This is a genomic window from Pectobacterium carotovorum (assembly GCA_016415585.1).
Lineage (GTDB): Bacteria > Pseudomonadota > Gammaproteobacteria > Enterobacterales > Enterobacteriaceae > Pectobacterium > Pectobacterium carotovorum_K.
The window spans coordinates 651,411-667,646 of the sequence record CP066552.1 but is presented as its reverse complement, the minus strand read 5'-3'; the positions used below and the strand labels follow the sequence as shown (position 1 = coordinate 667,646).

Genomic DNA, 16,236 nt, shown 5'->3' with positions numbered 1-16,236 from the left:
ACTATTGTTGTGCCTGAAATATCATGTTTTACGCGAGTAGGAGGGGCAGCAACGCTGCCCCTCTTGCTGTCAGACGTCAGTCAGGCGTTTGCGATCGACCTTGCCGCTGCCGGTTTTCGGCAGCTTGTCGAGCACCACAATGCGCCCTGGCACCATGTAAGCTGGTAAGAACTGATGCAGCTGTTTGCGCAGCGCCAGTTTGGTCATCTCTGAGCCGGGTTTATACTCAACGTAGCCGACCAGCACCGCCTCATCCCCTTCCCCCTGAAGCTTGACGGCCGCATCCTGCACTTGTTCGATCCGTTTCAATTGCGCTTCGATCTCTCCTAATTCGATGCGAAATCCCCGTAATTTTACTTGATCGTCGAAGCGACCAAGATACTGATAACGATCGTCCGCCAGCAGCCGGACTTTATCGCCAGTGCGATACATTCGCTGCCCGGATTCCACCTGCTGAATAAAACGATCCTGCGTCAGATCGTCACGTTGCCAGTATCCGCTACTCAGCGCTTCACCGAGAATGCACAGTTCGCCGACCATCCCTTCTTCTAACGGATGGCGATCGTCATCGATCACCAAATGCTGATAGCCCGCCAGCGTATTGCCCAACGCGACCGTGTGCTGGTTTTCCAACGCGGCACCGTCGATCTGTGCCATCTGCGACCAAATTGTCGCTTCGGTTGGCCCGTAGCAATTCCACAGCGTCCTGCAACGGCTGACCAGACGTTGCGCCAGTCGCAGATCCAGCGCTTCACCGCCGCACAGCGCGACCAGATCGGATTTACCCTGCCAGCCCGCTTTGAACATCATGCGCCAGAAAGCGGGTGTGGCCTGCAATACGTTGATGTCCGGCCGAGCCTGCAAATACGCCGCGACCGCCTGCGGATCTTTGTATTCCTCGTGCGTGGTCAGATGCTGCACGCCACCGACCCACAGCGGCGCAAACACTTCCAGCATGGAGATATCAAACGCCAGCGTGGTAATCAGCAGCCAGTTGGCTTTATCCGTTAACGTCAGCCGCTCTACGCTGGCATGAATAAAGGTTTGCAGCGCCCGCTGACCAATCACAACGCCTTTTGGTTTCCCTGTCGAACCGGAGGTAAACATCATGTAAGCCGCCGTTTCCGGTCCACCGGCCCGCGCCAGCTGTACGCTCGCCGTGGAATCACTGGCCGCATACGGTAAATCGCAGAGATTCAGTATCGGGCAGTCAAACGCCAGCGAACCGCCGGTGTAGCCGTCCTGCAAGACCGCTGCCAACGCCGCCTCCTGCTGAATCGCCTGTAGACGCTCCCCCGGAAAGTCTGGCTCCAGCGGCACAAACGTCACCTGAGAAAACAGGCAGGCCAGCAGCGCCGCGACGGTGTCAGGCTGGCGACTGAGATGCAGCCCCACACGCTGACCCGCAGCCACCCCCTGTGCAGCCAGTGCCTGTTGAATCAGCGCCACGCGTTGCAGCAGTTCCCGATAGCGAATTTCGCGATCCTGAAAGGCGATCGCCACGCAATCCTGACGCGCTTCCTGAGTCAGGCGCGCCAGCAGTTCATCGTGCAGCGCATGCGTCGTCGCCCGGTGCGGTAACGTTGCCACCCGCGGGCTAAGGCGGATCTGCGCCAGCCGTTCCCAGCGCGATGCCAGCAGGCCATCAAGTAGCTGCGTGAGATGGCGAGCAATGCGCTGTAGCTGCCGATTATCGAACTGTCCGTCAGGTGCGGTCAGAATTGACCGATCGTTTTGAACCTGTACGATCAGCGCCACGTTTTGCGCCGCTTTTTGTACTACCACAGGCAACGATGCCATCTCCCCCACGATCAGCAGACTGCTAAACAGCGCATGCTGGATGTCTGCTGTCAGAAGCTCTGACGCAGACTGCGGATCGCACGACGATCCCACGGCGGCGATCCACTCGCTGACGAGACGATCGCGCTGTTGAAAATGCGCGATCAGCGGCCTTACGTTATCAGGAAGATCGGCCGTGACGAGCGCGGCACACACCTGCTCTTCACCGCTGTATTTGTACAGTAGCCAACTCCACGCCGCGCTCACCAGCGATGCAGGATAGTGCTTAATCAGCTCACTGCTGTGCCGCTGTTCACCGTGCGCGGCCCCCACCCGCTGCCCGAAGGCCGTGGGCTGTTGGATATCCGCCAGCGGGTTCCCTACGATTTCATCGTTCACTGTCATGACAGCGTTTCCTCATTGGCGGTCACCCTCGACTGTGCCAGATACCCGCTCAGCGCCTGCGGTGAAGGGTAGCGTTGTAATAACGCCACACTCACCGGTTGCGCTAACGCACGGCTTAATGCCTGTGCCAGCGCAATACGCTGGAGCGAATCGACACCGCTTTCACACAGCGTCTGTGACCAGAGGCCGGATTCATTGAGGCTAGGTTCACTGAGTTTCAGCGCCTGCGCCCACACGCGCAGCAGCGACTGGGCTGACGGCGTATCAGGCGAGCCAGCACGGCTATCCGGCGAGCCAGCACGGCTATCCGGCGTGACAGCCTGTTTCATCGCCGCATCTGCCACCTTATTATGTCCAACGATCTCGGCTGACTGCTGCGGTGAACTATTCACCAGCGCCACCATTTCGTCATGCCAGCGCATCAGCACCCGCCGCGCCTGCGCACTGTCCAGCGCATCGGCGTCAAACTCGAAGCGCAGCAGCATGCAGCCCGCCTGCTCACGCACCACCAGATTCAGCGGCATCTCGACTTTTTCATAGGCGGCGGAGAATTCGGGTGATAACCGATGCGGATCGTCAGCACGTTGGCCCTGCTCCGCTTTCGCGCCAGGATAGTTTTCATAAATAAACAGGCTGTTGAACAGACGCGGGCGTCCAGCAGTCAGGGCAATCAGCGACTGCGTAGCATGCTGATTCATCGCCATCAGCTCATTCTGCAACTGCACCAGATGCTGTTGCAGCGATACCGGCTGCTGCCAGCTCAACGCCAGCGGCAGGCTGTTGATGTACAGACCCACGCTACTCGCCACGTCCTCCACCGGGCTTTCCCTGCCCGACAGCACGTTGCCGACAATACTGACCGCATCACCAGTCGAGCGCGCCAGCAGCCGGTGCCAGGCATATTGCGCAATAATGCTGTGCGTAACGCCCACCTCACGGGCAAAGGCAGTTAGCGTCGCCTGATCCTGCTCGTTCAGACTCACACCAGTGACCTGCGGTTCAACCTGCGTCAGATGCTGACTGAGATCGGCGCGTTTCCCTGTCGCCGCAAACAGCATCGCCACATCGTTCGTCTGCGCCAGCAGCGGCTGACGCTGCTGCCAGAAGGCATCGACAGCGGGCTGCTGCGCCACAGCGTGCCGCGCATGATCCACATAAGCACGATCCGACTGAATCGCGGATGTTTCGCCGTGCATTAATGTTTCACCGCGCATCAACAGCAGATAGTCGCGGTGTACCGCGCCCAGTAGCTGCGGGCCGCTCCAGCCATCAATCACGCTGTGGTGACAGCTCAGGAGCACCCGATAATCCTGCTCGCCCAAACGGAAACAGGCAATGCGCAACAGCGGCGGCTGCGACAAGTCAAATCCTGAACGTAAATCCTGCTGGCGATAGCGCTCGATGACCGCCAGTGGATCGGCCTCCTGCGCCACATCCTGATAGTAGAAAGGCAGATCGGCCTGCTTCACAATCACCTGCACGCTGGCACATTCGCTTTCCAACGCGGCACGCAGCGCCGGGAAACGCTGAATCTGACGCTGCCATGCCTGACGATAGCCTTCCACATCCAGCGCCTGCGCATAGCGAATCGGCGTTTGCAGATGATAAGCATCATCCTGCGGACAGCGTAGGCGGTGATACAACATCGACTGCTGGAGCGATGACAGCGGCAACAAGGTGTCGATGTCATAACGCTGCGACAGGCTATCAAGTTGCGTCTGGCTCAGCGCAATCGCCGGGAAATCGCTGGGGGTAAAGGCCGTGCCGTGGTGCAACTGGGCCAGACAGGCTGCCGTCAGCGCTCGCAGATTCTCCGTCAGTCGCACCATCAGACGTTCACTATCGCGCTGGTTGAGGCACCCCACCTGACGCAGCGTTAACTGCCCGTCTGCAATACCACCGTGGAGACTGATCACCTCCGCTGGTTTGTTCTCCGGCGATACGCAGCAGCCCGGCGCGATGCCCACCGGACGCCATGTGCCAGCGGCCTGAACCGACAGCCCGAGATAGTTGAACACAATCGGCGACAGCGTTAGCGCATTGCCCTGCGGATGGTGGTAGCGCAACGGGTTAAACCCAACGCCTTTATCCGGCACCTGACGCAGCTGTTCCTTGCTGGATTTAATCAGGGAAGCCCAGTCAGGCTTATCTTGCAGGCACACCGGATAGGTGCTGGTAAACCACCCCACCGTGCGGCTGACATCCAGCGTCGGATCAATCGCTTCGCGGCCGTGCCCTTCCAGCATGATGCGCGCTTTGTCGCCCCAGCCGAGATCGTTTAACGTGCGGGTTAGCGCCGCCAGCAGCAAATCGCTGACTTCGGTATTAAAGGCACGATTCGCCTCGCTTACCAGTTGGCCCGTGGTTTCGGCGTCCAACGTCAGAATCGCGGCGCTGGCCTGGCCCTGCGGATCTTTCGCCGCCAGCAGCGCTGCCTGATCCACGCCATTTTCCTGCGCCTGCCAGTACGCCAGTTGTTCCGCATGCTGCGTAGCATAGTTATGCAACGCCGTGCCCCACTGGCGATAGCTCGACGTTTTCGGCGCCAGCGCTTCACCGAGGTACAGCCGCTCCAGATCATCAACTAGGATGCGCCAGGACACGGCGTCAATCACCAAATGGTGGAAAGCGAGGAATACAGCCGTGTCCGCCTGCGGATGGTGCCGCACCAGCGCACACCCCATCGTTCTTCCCTGCACGGGATCGAATTCACTCTGCAACGCGGTAAACGCCTGTTGCAGGCCGTCATCGCCAAGCTGGCGATAATCCAACGTCGACACAACCGGGCAAGGCACCTCCGTCAGATAGCGTTGCCCGTCGGCATCACAAGCCAGACGCAGCGCGTCATGCTGCGCCATCAACGCCTGCAACATCGTGGTAAGTCGTTCGGTATCCACGTCCGGCAGTTGGATCATCGCCGCCTGATTCCAGTGTTCTGGACGTGCCAGCGGCTGTTCCATAAACCAGCGCTGAATCGGCAGCAGCGCAAATTCGCCTTCCAGCGTGCCCTGCTCCGCGACAATGCCTGTGTCACGGTTATTCTGCGCCAGCACGCGGCACAGACGCCGCACGCTCTTCGCTTCGAAAACGTCCTTCACCGTGCAGACATAGCCCGCGCTGCGCAGGCGGGTGGTCAGTTGGATACTGAGAATGGAATCGCCGCCTAAGCGGAAGAAATCATCCTCAACGCCCAGCGGCGTATTCAGCACGCTGCGCCAAATCACCAGCACGTCCGCTTCCAGCGGATTACCGGCTTCGCCGTCGCCCTCGCTGGTTTCCAGCACCGGCGGTAGCTGTTTCGTATCGAGCTTGCCGTTCGGCGTCAGCGGCATGTCTTCTAGCAGAATCAGTCGGAACGGCACCATGTATTCGGGCAGATGCTTTGCGACATCAATCAGCACGGCGGCGGGTTCCGGCGTGCTGCTGCCTGCTTTCACCGTGCCATAGGCGACCAGCGCCGGCCGGTTCCCCACCTGCGCCACGATGACTTTAACCTGTTTCAGCGACGGACATACTGTCGCCAGCTGTGCCTCGATTTCACCCGGTTCAATGCGGTAGCCGCGCAGTTTGATCTGCTCATCAATACGGCCACAGTATTCATAGTCGCCGTTGTTCAGCAGTCTGGCCTTGTCGCCCGTGCGATAAATGCGCAGCGTCGCCGTGCCGTGTTCAGCATTATTTACGTCATTCAGCGTGATGTGTTCAAAGCGGCTGGCCGTCATTTGTGGCTGGTTGAGGTAGCCACGCGCCAGCCCAAGCCCCGCAAGACACAGCTCTCCCGGTACGCCCGCTGGACACAGTTGCCCGGCCGCATCCAGAATCAGCGCCTGAATATGAGTAAGCGGTTTACCGATAGTGACAGGCTGGCCTTTGCGCAGACGGGTACTCAATGCCGTGACGGTACACTCCGTCGGCCCGTACATGTTGTACAGCGCCACCTTATCGGCCCAGTTTTCCACCACTGCGTTCGGGCAGGCTTCTCCGCCCATGCCAATCGCCTGAATACCATTAACCTGCTGTGGATCGAGAATCGACATCAGCGCCGTCGGCAGGATCAGATGCGTCGCGCCCGCCTGTTCGGCCTGCACAATCGCCCGATCGTTGGGTTCGCCAAACGCCAGCGTGCCACCGCAGCTCAGCGGCAGCAGCGTCGTCATGTTACCGGCGTCAAACGAGAGCGACATGCAGTTGAACATGGTGCTTTGCGGCGTGAACGCGATGCGATCGCGATGATCGTCCAGCAGATTGATCAGCGAACCGTGTTCGATCATGACGCCCTTCGGCAAACCAGTCGATCCCGAGGTGTAGATCACCTGTGCCAGCTGCTGTGCATGGCGCGGAATGGCGGGCGCTTCATCGCCCGGCAGATCGTGCCACTGCGCGACAACCGTAGGATCGGTCAGATCGATACACTGTTCGGCAGACCACTGCGCCAGCTGTTGCCCATCGCCGCCAAGAATGACGGCAAGATTGGCATCGGTAATGATGTGGAGCAGCCGCTCCGGCGGATAGTCAGGATCCAGCGGCACATAGGCAGCGCCCGCTTTCCAGACGGCCAGCAGCGCAATGACAAAATAGCGATCGCGTTTCGCCAGCACGCCAACCAGCGACTGTTCGCCCAGCCCCTGACGGTGCAGCCAGTGCGCCAGCTGATTCGCCTGCCTGTTCAGTTCAGCGTACGTCAGCGTGTCAGTGCGCTGTTCACCATCAAAAGCAATCGCCAGCTGCTGTGGAGCGCGCAGTGCCATCGCTTCAATCACATCGGTTACCGTCAACTGCGGCTGCGGATAGCTACGCGGCAGTTGCTGACTTTCCGCCTGCACGGCAGCAAACCGCTCCGCATCCATCAGCGGCAGGTGCCAGACATCGGTTTCGGGGGCCTCAACGACGGCTTCAATCAGCCGGATAAAGCGGTCGGCGTAATACTGGATCGTCTGGCGCTCAAACAGCGCGGTAGCAAACAGCCAGTCCAGCCGCACCTCGCCCATCAGCTCCGTCACCTTGACCGAAATATCGGTCTTGGCAGGCAGCACGGGCGAGGTTTCTTCCGCCGCATCACAACCGGGGATCAGATCGTTGAAATCTACTTTGGCCTGATAAACCAGCATCACCTGGAAGATCGGGTTGATCGCAGTGGTGCGATCGGAGCCGATCGCCTCGCTTAATGCTTCAAAACGGTAGAGTTGATGATCGAAAGCCGACAGATCCTGTTCGCGGCAGTATTGCAGGTAATCGACGAAAGTCTGGCTGTCTTGCAACTGGGTGCGCAGCACGATGGTGTTAACGAAAAAGCCGACGACATCTTCGATATCCGGCCGCTCGCGGTAGGCCAGCGGTGAACCAATCACGATATCTTTCTCGCCGCTGATGCGCGCCAGCATCAGGGAGAACACCGCATGCAGGCCAATGAAATTAGACGTGTTATAGCGCTGGCACAGGCGTTTGAATTTATCCCACAGATCGTTGTTGATCGCGGAGAAGATCACCTCCCCGCCGCTGTTCTGATGCGCCGGACGCGGTTTGTCCAGCGGCAGGCTATGTACTTCGGGGATCCCCGTCAGCCGCTCAACCCAGAACGGTTTGAATTCATTGTGGTAATCCAGAAACGAGTCGGAATTAAACCAGTGTGCGTAATCGATATAGTTAAGCTGGGTCGGTTCGACGGGATGAGGCTGGCGATTTTGACAAGCAAGAAAAGCTGGTTTGAAGTCCGCGAACATATTCTTCACCGACCAGCCATCGGAAATAATATGGTGCTGGGTGATCATCAGAACATGCACCCGTTCGCTCATTTTCACCAGCCGCACGCGGGTGAGATCGCCCGCCGTGAGATCGAACGGACGGCTGATTTCCGCTTTCACCTGCTGCTGCAAACGCCCTTCCCGTTCGGCTTCCGGCAACAATGAGAAGTCATCATGCTGTATCACAAACGGTTGATAAGCATCGATACGCTGCTCACCTTTGCCTTGTTCATTGACCACAAAACGGGTGCGCAAGCTGGCATGACGCTGCGCCAGCGCGTCAAAGGCAAACTCCAGCGCAGCCACATCCAGCGTGCCGGTCAGCCGAAAATAGACCGGCATATTGTAGAGGTGTGATTGCTCTTCGTACTGCTCGATAAACCACAGTCCGCTTTGCGATGACGATAGCGGGCCAGACGTCGCATTCTGCGGCGTGATGGGGCGCTCAAACGCCTGCTGCGCCGTCAGGCAGCGCACAATGGCGTCTTTGTTTTCCTTAATCGTGCGCCCAATCTCTGCCGTGATCGCGTCTTTGTTGGACTGCGAAATCAGCTGCCCCTGTGCATTCAACGCCAGACGAACGCCCTGCCGTTCCAACTGCTTTAACAGCGTTACGATATCTTTCATGACTTATCACTCTCTCAGCAAATCAGGCCGTCAGCGTTGCCCCGCCATCCACCACCACGTCCTGCATGGTGATGTGGCTGGCCAGATCGGAAGCCAGAAAAACCACGGTATTGGCGATCTCTTCCGGCTGAGCGATCTTGCCCAGAGGAATTCCCAGTTTGTACTGGTCAGGAAAGCCCGCGATAGTGCGCTGCTCGGCATCCGCGCGGTGCCACATGCCGCGCTGCATCGGCGTATCCGTTGAGCCTGGCGACACCAGATTGCAGCGCACGCCGTAAGGCGCTAACTCCAGACCCGCACAGTGAGACAGGCTGGTGAGCGCCGCTTTCGAGGCACAGTACGCCGCCATCTGTAGGCGTGGCACATGCGCGGCATTGGAACCGACGCAGACAATCGCGCCACGGCGCTGCTGCTTGAAATGCGGCACCAGTGCGTTCAGCAGGTAAAACGCACCAGAGGCGTTGACGTTAATGCACTGGTGCCAGTCGTCCACGCTCAGCGCGTCGATATCACCGAGACGCAGAATCCCAGCGGCGTTGACCAGAACATCAAGCCCAGTTTCTGCCAACTGCTGGCGACAGACCGCCGCCACGCTGTCCGGCTCGCTGATATCCAGCATCACACAGGTAAACGGGCGATCGTCATGTTGGAACGCGCGATCGAAGCCGATCACGTTCGCGCCCAGCGCGACAAACTGGCGGGCAATGCTTTCGCCAATGCCGCTCGCCGCCCCGGTTACCCAGACGGTCTTGCCGCTGAAATCAAACTGAAGAGGTTGTGCCTTGTTCATCATTTTCCCTACCACACCATTTCCACGCTGTTTTCATCCTGTGACAGCCTGTCGTCCAGATAGCGGCAGAAGTCGCTGAGCTGGGGATGATCGAACACATCAGACACCTTGATGCTGACGGAAAATTCGGCAGCCAGACGATTAACGATCTGGATGGTCTGCAATGACTGTCCGCCCAGTTCGAAGAAGTTATCTCGCGATTGGATCCCCGACACGCCGAGGATCTGCTGCCAGATGGCGCTGACCCGGTTCTCGGTTTCGCTGGCTAACGCCTGCGCAGGTGCCTCGTCGCGGTATTCCGCCAGCAGACGTTTGCGATCGACCTTGTTAGAGCCGGTTTTTGGCAACTGTCGGAAGGCGCGGTAATCGGTCGGGATCATCGCTGGCGGCAGCACGCTGCTCAGGCGCTGTTTCAGCGCTCGTGCATCGATCTCGCCCGCTTTCGTGGCAACAAATGCCACCAGACGCCGTACGCCGTTAGGGTAAATAATGCCCTGCACGCAGGCTTCATCAACGTCCGGCTGCGCCAGTAGATGGGCTTCGACTTCCCCCGGCTGGATCCGGTACCCGCTGATTTTAAATTCGTTATCCATACGCCCGAGGTACAACAGCTGTCCTTTCTCCAGCCGAACTCTGTCGCCGGTGCGGTAAGCCGGAAGATCCTGATCGCCCACCGCTATTTGCGTAAACGCCGTGTGTTCTGTACCGATGTAACCCGCCGCCAGCGTTGGCCCCAGCAGCACCAGTTCTCCTTCCGCCGCAGGGCGGTCGCCCGCCGCCAAAATCAGCGCGTTGACGCCCGCCAACGGCAGACCAATAGGAAGCTGCGCCACATCGGCAGACTGCGTTTGCAGATCGTAACTGGTCGCGACTACCGTGGTTTCGGTGGGGCCATAGGTATTGATTAAGCGCAGCGTATTCGGCGCATGACGCTGCCACTGCGCCAGCTGTTCGGGGTACACCGCTTCACCGCCGATGATGATAGCGCGCAGTGCGGAAGGCATGGTCAGCGTGCCGGTTTTCAGCCCCACTACCCATTCATTCCAGAATGCCGTTGGCAGATCGAGCAGCGTAATCGCCTGCTCTTCAACCTGTTCGACAAAGGTCGGAATCGATTCCAGCATCTCATCGGTGCGCAGCACCAGCGTCGCACCGCTGGTCAGCGTGGCAAAAATTTCTTCGATGCTGGCATCAAAATTGAACGGGGCAAATTGCAGCACGCGATCCGCCGCACGCAGGCCGTAGCGCTGACGTGCCGCCGCCGTGAAGTGATCCAACGCGCTGGCGCCGATCTCCACACCTTTCGGCAATCCGGTCGATCCCGATGTGAACATGACATAGGCAATCTGCCCGTCTCTCGCTTCCACAGGCGGCAGCGCGGCGGCCTGTGCGTTGGATGACAGAAGATGCCCTGCCAGAACGATCTCGCCGGAAAAGACCGACGCCAGCCGATGTTGATAATCCGCCTGCGTGACGATCGTATGCAGATCGGCAATCTGGATGATGTGCTGCTGACGTTCACGCGGCTGTTCAGGATCGAGCGGCACATACACCGCACCGCACTGCATCACGGCCAGCAGGCAAATGATGGTTTCAGGGCTACGGTTCAGCATAATGCCGATGCGTTCGCCGGGCTGAACGCCGCGCTCATGCAGTGCCGCAGCAGCCTGACCGCTCAGATCCAGCAATTGCTGGTAGCTATACTGTCGATCGCGCTGCGTCAGCGCCAGATGGTTCGGGTTTTTACGCGCCTGTTTGGCGATCGCCGTCAGAACCGGTTCGGCAAACGGCTCAGGCTCGCGGCTGGTGATCAGCGCCAGTTCGCGTTCTTCACGCAGCCAGCGTCCCAGCAGCTCGCCACTGGTCTGCTGCGGCTGTGCCAACCAGCGTTGAAGCAGCGTGAACAGCGTTTCTTGCAGGCTGGCAAGCGCTTCCGCGCTGTAACAAGCTGGGTTAGCGTCAAAATCCAATACCGGTGTGCCATCCGGTTTGAAATGGATCTCGATCGTCAGATCTTCGACTGGCCCAGCACTGAGATTCAACGTGCTGGACGACAACGATCCGTAATTGAGCGGATGATCGAACGGCATGATATTGATCAGCGGGCCGAAGAGGCGCTGTTCGCCGCCGACGCGGTTCAGATCGCGCCGTAAATGCTCATAGCGATAATGCTGATGCCGACGCAGCGTGCGCTTGGTGCGGGCAACCTGCTGCGCCAGTGTGACAAAGTCCGCCTGCTCATCCACCTGAATGCACAGCGGCACGATATTCATCTGCATGCTCGGCACCGTCAGCGAGGCGGAACCGATACGGTTCATCACCATCATGCCGAACGTCAGCCTATCGCTGCCGGACACCAGCTTGAGGTGCGTCGCCAGCATCGCCAAAAACAGATCCGGCCAGCTGATTTTGTTGCCTTCACACAGCGTCGTCAGCGGCTGCCAGATATCTGTAGGCAACACGCTGCTTTGGCGCAAAAAACGCGCCGCGATCGGAGCTTTCTTCTCGCTGAAGCTGGCCGGTTCCGGCATTGCGTTCAGCGTTTCTAGCCAGAAATCACGCGCCTGCGTCGTCTGCCCGCTGGCATCACGCTGCTGCTCTTCTTCCAGTACCTCGCTGAATGGGCCGAACTCCGCCACCGCCACGGGTTGCCCCGCCGTCAGCGCGGTATAGATCTGGGCGATGCGTTGAAACAGCATCGTGGTGCCAAAGCCGTCCAGCGCAATGTGGTGAACGCAGCTATAGAGAAAATCACGCTTTTCACCGCACAGTAGCGCAAAGCGGCAGGGTAATCCGTTCAGCAAATCCAGCGGCTGGGAGATTTCCTCACGCGCCCAGTGGCGTATCGTCTGCTCTTCATCCGTCATCGACGCGGGTAGCAGCTCTATAATCGGCAGCACGCCGATCGGCACTGGCAGTTGTGAAGCCACAAAGCCGATTTCCGGCTGGTCAGCTTGTTCACCTGCGACCTCAACAAACTGGCAGTACAAACACTCGCACTCCATTACCGCCTGACGGATCGCGCTTAACATGGCTTCAATATCGACCTTGCCATCAAACGCGATGCACTCCGCCGTGTTGAACGTCGCCTTATCATCGTTCAGGGCATGGCCTAACCACAGCCCGCGCTGCGCAACGCTCAAGGGCTTCATGATGCAGCTCCCTGCTGTTTTTCGATCAGCGCCCACCAGGCATTCAGGCTAGGGTTACGCGCCAGATCGACAAAGCTCAGCGTGACGCCCTGATTGCGCCATTCGGTTAGCAGCGCCATCATGCGTACCGAATCCAAACCGTAGTCAATCAGGTTCTCATCTTCATCGAACTGATCTTCTTCTTCGTCGATCAAGGTCAGCAGGTGCGCTCTCAGTCCTTGTTTCGTTAGTGCCTGTGCCATTTTTGCTCCTGTGAGTTCTGCCGTGCTAACTACTCGTCCAGCGCGCGTCGCCACATATTTCAGCGCCATCTGGTGTTCCTGAAGTGAGAAATCCGCCACCGCATCGCCGACCATGAATGGCTTGATGTCGCGCATGAAGGCATCCGTTGCGGTAATCATGCAGCCGATATGCCCGTAAACGCCGCAGATAATCAGCTGATCTTTACCCATTTCCTTCATCATCGGTTCCAGCGGCGAACGGTGGAAGGCGCTATAGCGCCACTTCACCAGCACGGTGTCGTGCTCATCCGGTGCCAGCGCGCTCACGACGCGCTGTTTTTCAGGATGATTATTCAGCCCTGCGCCCCACATGTCGTTCAGCAGCGCCCGGTCAGCCGCACTTTGTGCATTCGGCTGCGCGGTATACACCACCGGAATCCCCTGTGCTTTGCAGTAGGTTCGCAACGCCACAATATTCTCAATCAGTTGCTGCGCCAGCGGGCTGTCCGCGCCATAGAAATTCACGAAATAGTCCTGCATGTCGTGAATCAGCAGCACCGCGCGTTCAGGCTCAAACGCCCAGGAAACCTTGTTCTCAGGGAAATCCTGTGCGCGCGGCAGGGGATAAGAAGCAATAGAAGGGATTGCCATCACAAAATCCTTATTTATTTTGAACACCAAGTTGGGTTTTGAGTGCTAAGTTGGGTCTGGATGCGCTGACGGAGTGATTTCTTATCAATCTTGCCAACCGGTGTAACAGGTAAGGTGTCGATCATCTCGAAGCGGTCCGGCAATTTGAATTCAGCAATACCCTGATTACGCAGATATTTTCTTAACGTGATGGCTTTCAGCGAGGGATCGTTGACCACCAGAAAAGCGCAGCTCTTTTCGCCCATAATCGGATCGGGCATGGACACCAGCGCGGCATGGAGAATGCCATCATGCTTGAGCAGCAGGTTTTCGATCTCTTCAGCGGCAATCTTTTCACCGCCTCGGTTAATCTGATCTTTTTCCCGCCCGACCACGCGCAAATAGCCATCTTCGGTCATCTGCACCACATCGCCCGAGTGGTAGAAGCCTTCACTATCAAAAGCGTGGGCGTTGTGTTCCGGGCTGCGGTAATAGCCTCGGAAGGTGTACGGGCCGCGCGTCGCCAGCAGCCCCGTTTCGCCTCTCGGCACCGGATTACCGTCGATATCCAACACTTTAACTTCATCGTCCGGGCTCATCGGATAGCCCTGCGTGGTGAAAGTGTGCTCGTCGCTGTCGTCCAGTCGGGTGTAGTTCACCAGCCCTTCCGCCATGCCGAGCACCTGCTGTAGCTGACAGCCCAGCACCGCCGGAATACGACGGGCGACGGTTTCACTCAGCTTCGCGCCGCCTACCTGCAAGATCTTCAGGCTACGCAGCGCGCCACCAAACTGTTCGGCTGCTTGGATCCACAGCGCGGCAGCGGGCGGCACCAGAGAGGTAATATCGATCTGATGGCGTTCGATCAGCGGAAAACAGGTCATCGCCCCCGGATCCGGTGCCAGCACGACACGTCCACCGGCGTAGAACACACCGAGCGAGCCGGGCGAACTTAACGGGAAGTTATGTGGCGCAGGCAACGCGCACAGATAGCGGGTGTGTGGCGTCAGCTCGCAAATTTCCACGCTGCGGCGCACGCTGTAGTAATAATCATCATGGGTACGGGGAATCAGCTTTGGCGTGCCGGTACTGCCGCCAGAAAGCTGGAAGAAAGCCACCTGCCCCGACGCAGAAGGCTGATACTGGCTGGTCGACGCGTACGGTTGCAGCCAGTCCGTCAGACTGTGCCCCAGCGGGCTGTCGCCGAGCATCACCACCGTTTGCAGGCGGGGAACCTGCGTCTGTAGCCGATCCAGAAATTCACCGTTGCCAAACAGCGAATGTTCGGCCGAGGCGATCAGTAGGCGTGGTTCGATCTGCGTGGCATACGACAGCAGCTCCAGCTTGTTATGGCTGAACAGTGCGTTAACCGGTGCGACGCCCATTTTCAGCAACGCAAAAAAGGTCAGGTAGAACTCTGCCACGTTCGGCAACTGCACCAGCGCGGTGTCGCCACAGCGCAGGCCGCTTTCAGTCAGGCGCGATGCCAGTGCGGAAGACTGTCGATCCAGCTCCCGATAGCTCCACTGCCGCTCGCCGCACACTACCGCAACGGCGTCAGGCTGCGTCGCAAGATGACGTTCCCAGGCATCCGTGAGCGGCAGGCCAACCCAGTACCCCTTGTCGCGATAACGCTGTGCCAGTTCCTCTGGCCAGGGCGTAAATTCAATGCTCATAGTCCATCCACACCTGAGTTAAGCCCAAACGCATTCAGCATCGTGTTTAATTTGGCGGCGGTTTCAGCCCATTCATCCTCGGGGACGGACGCCTCAACAATGCCCGCACCGGCAAACAGGCGGACTTTGTTGTGTTTAATGGTGCCGCAGCGAATCGCTATCGCCCATTCACCATCGCCGTTGGCATCACACCAGCCGACGATGCCGCTGAATACGCCACGATCGTGCGGTTCAAGCTCGGCAATCAGCTGACGCGCTTCCTGCGTGGGGAAGCCGCACAGTGCGGGGGTAGGATGGAGCTGGCAGGCGACCTGAAGCGCCGTCATCTCCGGGTTCGCCAGTTCACCGCGGATAGCGGTAGACAGGTGCCACATGGAGGCGGTGTGCATCAACGAAGGGGCCGATGGAATGGTTAACGACGAGCACAGCGGCATCAGGCGTTGGCGGATGTCATCCACCACCAGCTTATGCTCGTGCTTGTCTTTACCCGATTTCAGCAGGCGCTGGCTGTTCAGGTAATCCAGATGCTCATCGTTCATCCGTCGCGCCGATCCCGCCAGCGGATTAGAGACAATGACGTTCCCCTGCTTGCGCACCAGCAGTTCCGGGCTCGCGCCCAGCAATACCGAACCATCCGGCAGCGGCAGTGAGAAGTGGTATCCACCCGCGTTCTGCACCATCAGGTTATTGAGGATCGTTTGCGCCTTCACGGGGCTCGTCAGCTCAATGTCCAAAACGCGTGACAGCACCGCTTTGCTCAGTTCACCACGGCGGAACCGCTCAACCGCCTCTGCCACGATGGACTTGAACTGACATTCGTCTGGAATGCTGTTTAACGTTAGGGCAGCAGGGCCCGCAGCCGTGTGCTTACGGGCACGGCTGACGAGTTCAGATTTCGTCGTAACGGTATAACTATCAGGGATATAGAGACAAGACGGTTGCGTAGTATCAAAGGGAATCGCCCCCACAACAATAGGCAGCGGCTGCCCTGCCTGACGCGCTCGCTGGAATGCCTGCGCGATTGCAGGGCTAAGCCTGTCATCGTGCGAGCCAGGGACACAAACAGGGGACGAAATACGTTCAAATAAGCCTGAAGTAGACAGGCTTCGGTGCTCCGATGCATATAAAAAAGCGGTCTGTTCCGAATAGGTTAGCCCGCTAAATGCTTCAGTTTTTGTAATCAGTGTATCCACAAGACAGCTCCTGCGCTCGCAA

General features: G+C 58.5%; 7 protein-coding genes. All 7 read right to left on the bottom strand.

Annotation, left to right across the window (positions count from 1 at the left end):
* Positions 1-69: 69 nt before the first annotated feature.
* The 7 genes from JFY74_02990 to JFY74_02960 are packed head-to-tail and all read right to left on the bottom strand — an operon-like array spanning position 70 to position 16,214.
* Positions 70-2,184 (bottom strand): amino acid adenylation domain-containing protein, encoded by a 2,115-nt coding sequence (locus JFY74_02990; GenBank protein ID QQG29048.1) that lies wholly within the window; start codon positions 2,182-2,184, stop codon positions 70-72.
* Positions 2,181-8,552, bottom strand: a complete 6,372-nt coding sequence (locus tag JFY74_02985; GenBank protein ID QQG29047.1) for an amino acid adenylation domain-containing protein — start codon at positions 8,550-8,552, stop codon at positions 2,181-2,183. Before JFY74_02985 ends, JFY74_02990 begins: the two co-directional genes overlap by 4 nt.
* 22 nt (positions 8,553-8,574) lie before the next feature.
* Positions 8,575-9,345: a 2,3-dihydro-2,3-dihydroxybenzoate dehydrogenase gene (gene dhbA, locus JFY74_02980; GenBank protein QQG29046.1), complete on the bottom strand. Its 771-nt coding sequence runs from the start codon at positions 9,343-9,345 to the stop codon at positions 8,575-8,577.
* A gap of 5 nt (positions 9,346-9,350) precedes the next feature.
* Positions 9,351-12,494 (bottom strand): amino acid adenylation domain-containing protein, encoded by a 3,144-nt coding sequence (locus JFY74_02975; GenBank protein ID QQG29045.1) that lies wholly within the window; start codon positions 12,492-12,494, stop codon positions 9,351-9,353.
* A complete protein-coding gene (locus tag JFY74_02970) occupies positions 12,491-13,366 on the bottom strand; it encodes an isochorismatase (GenBank protein QQG29044.1) in 876 nt (291 codons plus the stop codon). Before JFY74_02970 ends, JFY74_02975 begins: the two co-directional genes overlap by 4 nt.
* A gap of 14 nt (positions 13,367-13,380) precedes the next feature.
* The gene (locus tag JFY74_02965) at positions 13,381-15,021 is read right to left on the bottom strand and encodes a (2,3-dihydroxybenzoyl)adenylate synthase (protein QQG29043.1); all 1,641 of its coding nucleotides are present in this window, start codon (positions 15,019-15,021) and stop codon (positions 13,381-13,383) included.
* Positions 15,018-16,214 (bottom strand): isochorismate synthase MenF, encoded by a 1,197-nt coding sequence (locus tag JFY74_02960; protein QQG29042.1) that lies wholly within the window; start codon positions 16,212-16,214, stop codon positions 15,018-15,020. Before JFY74_02960 ends, JFY74_02965 begins: the two co-directional genes overlap by 4 nt.
* Positions 16,215-16,236 lie beyond the last annotated feature (22 nt).

Coding starts and splice junctions, on each gene's coding strand:
- JFY74_02970 (QQG29044.1), bottom strand. CDS start 13,366: ATGGCAATCCCTTCTATTGCTTCTTATCCCCTGCCGCGCGCACAGGAT.
- JFY74_02975 (QQG29045.1), bottom strand. CDS start 12,494: ATGAAGCCCTTGAGCGTTGCGCAGCGCGGGCTGTGGTTAGGCCATGCC.
- JFY74_02985 (QQG29047.1), bottom strand. CDS start 8,552: ATGAAAGATATCGTAACGCTGTTAAAGCAGTTGGAACGGCAGGGCGTT.
- JFY74_02990 (QQG29048.1), bottom strand. CDS start 2,184: ATGACAGTGAACGATGAAATCGTAGGGAACCCGCTGGCGGATATCCAA.
- dhbA (QQG29046.1), bottom strand. CDS start 9,345: ATGATGAACAAGGCACAACCTCTTCAGTTTGATTTCAGCGGCAAGACC.
- JFY74_02965 (QQG29043.1), bottom strand. CDS start 15,021: ATGAGCATTGAATTTACGCCCTGGCCAGAGGAACTGGCACAGCGTTAT.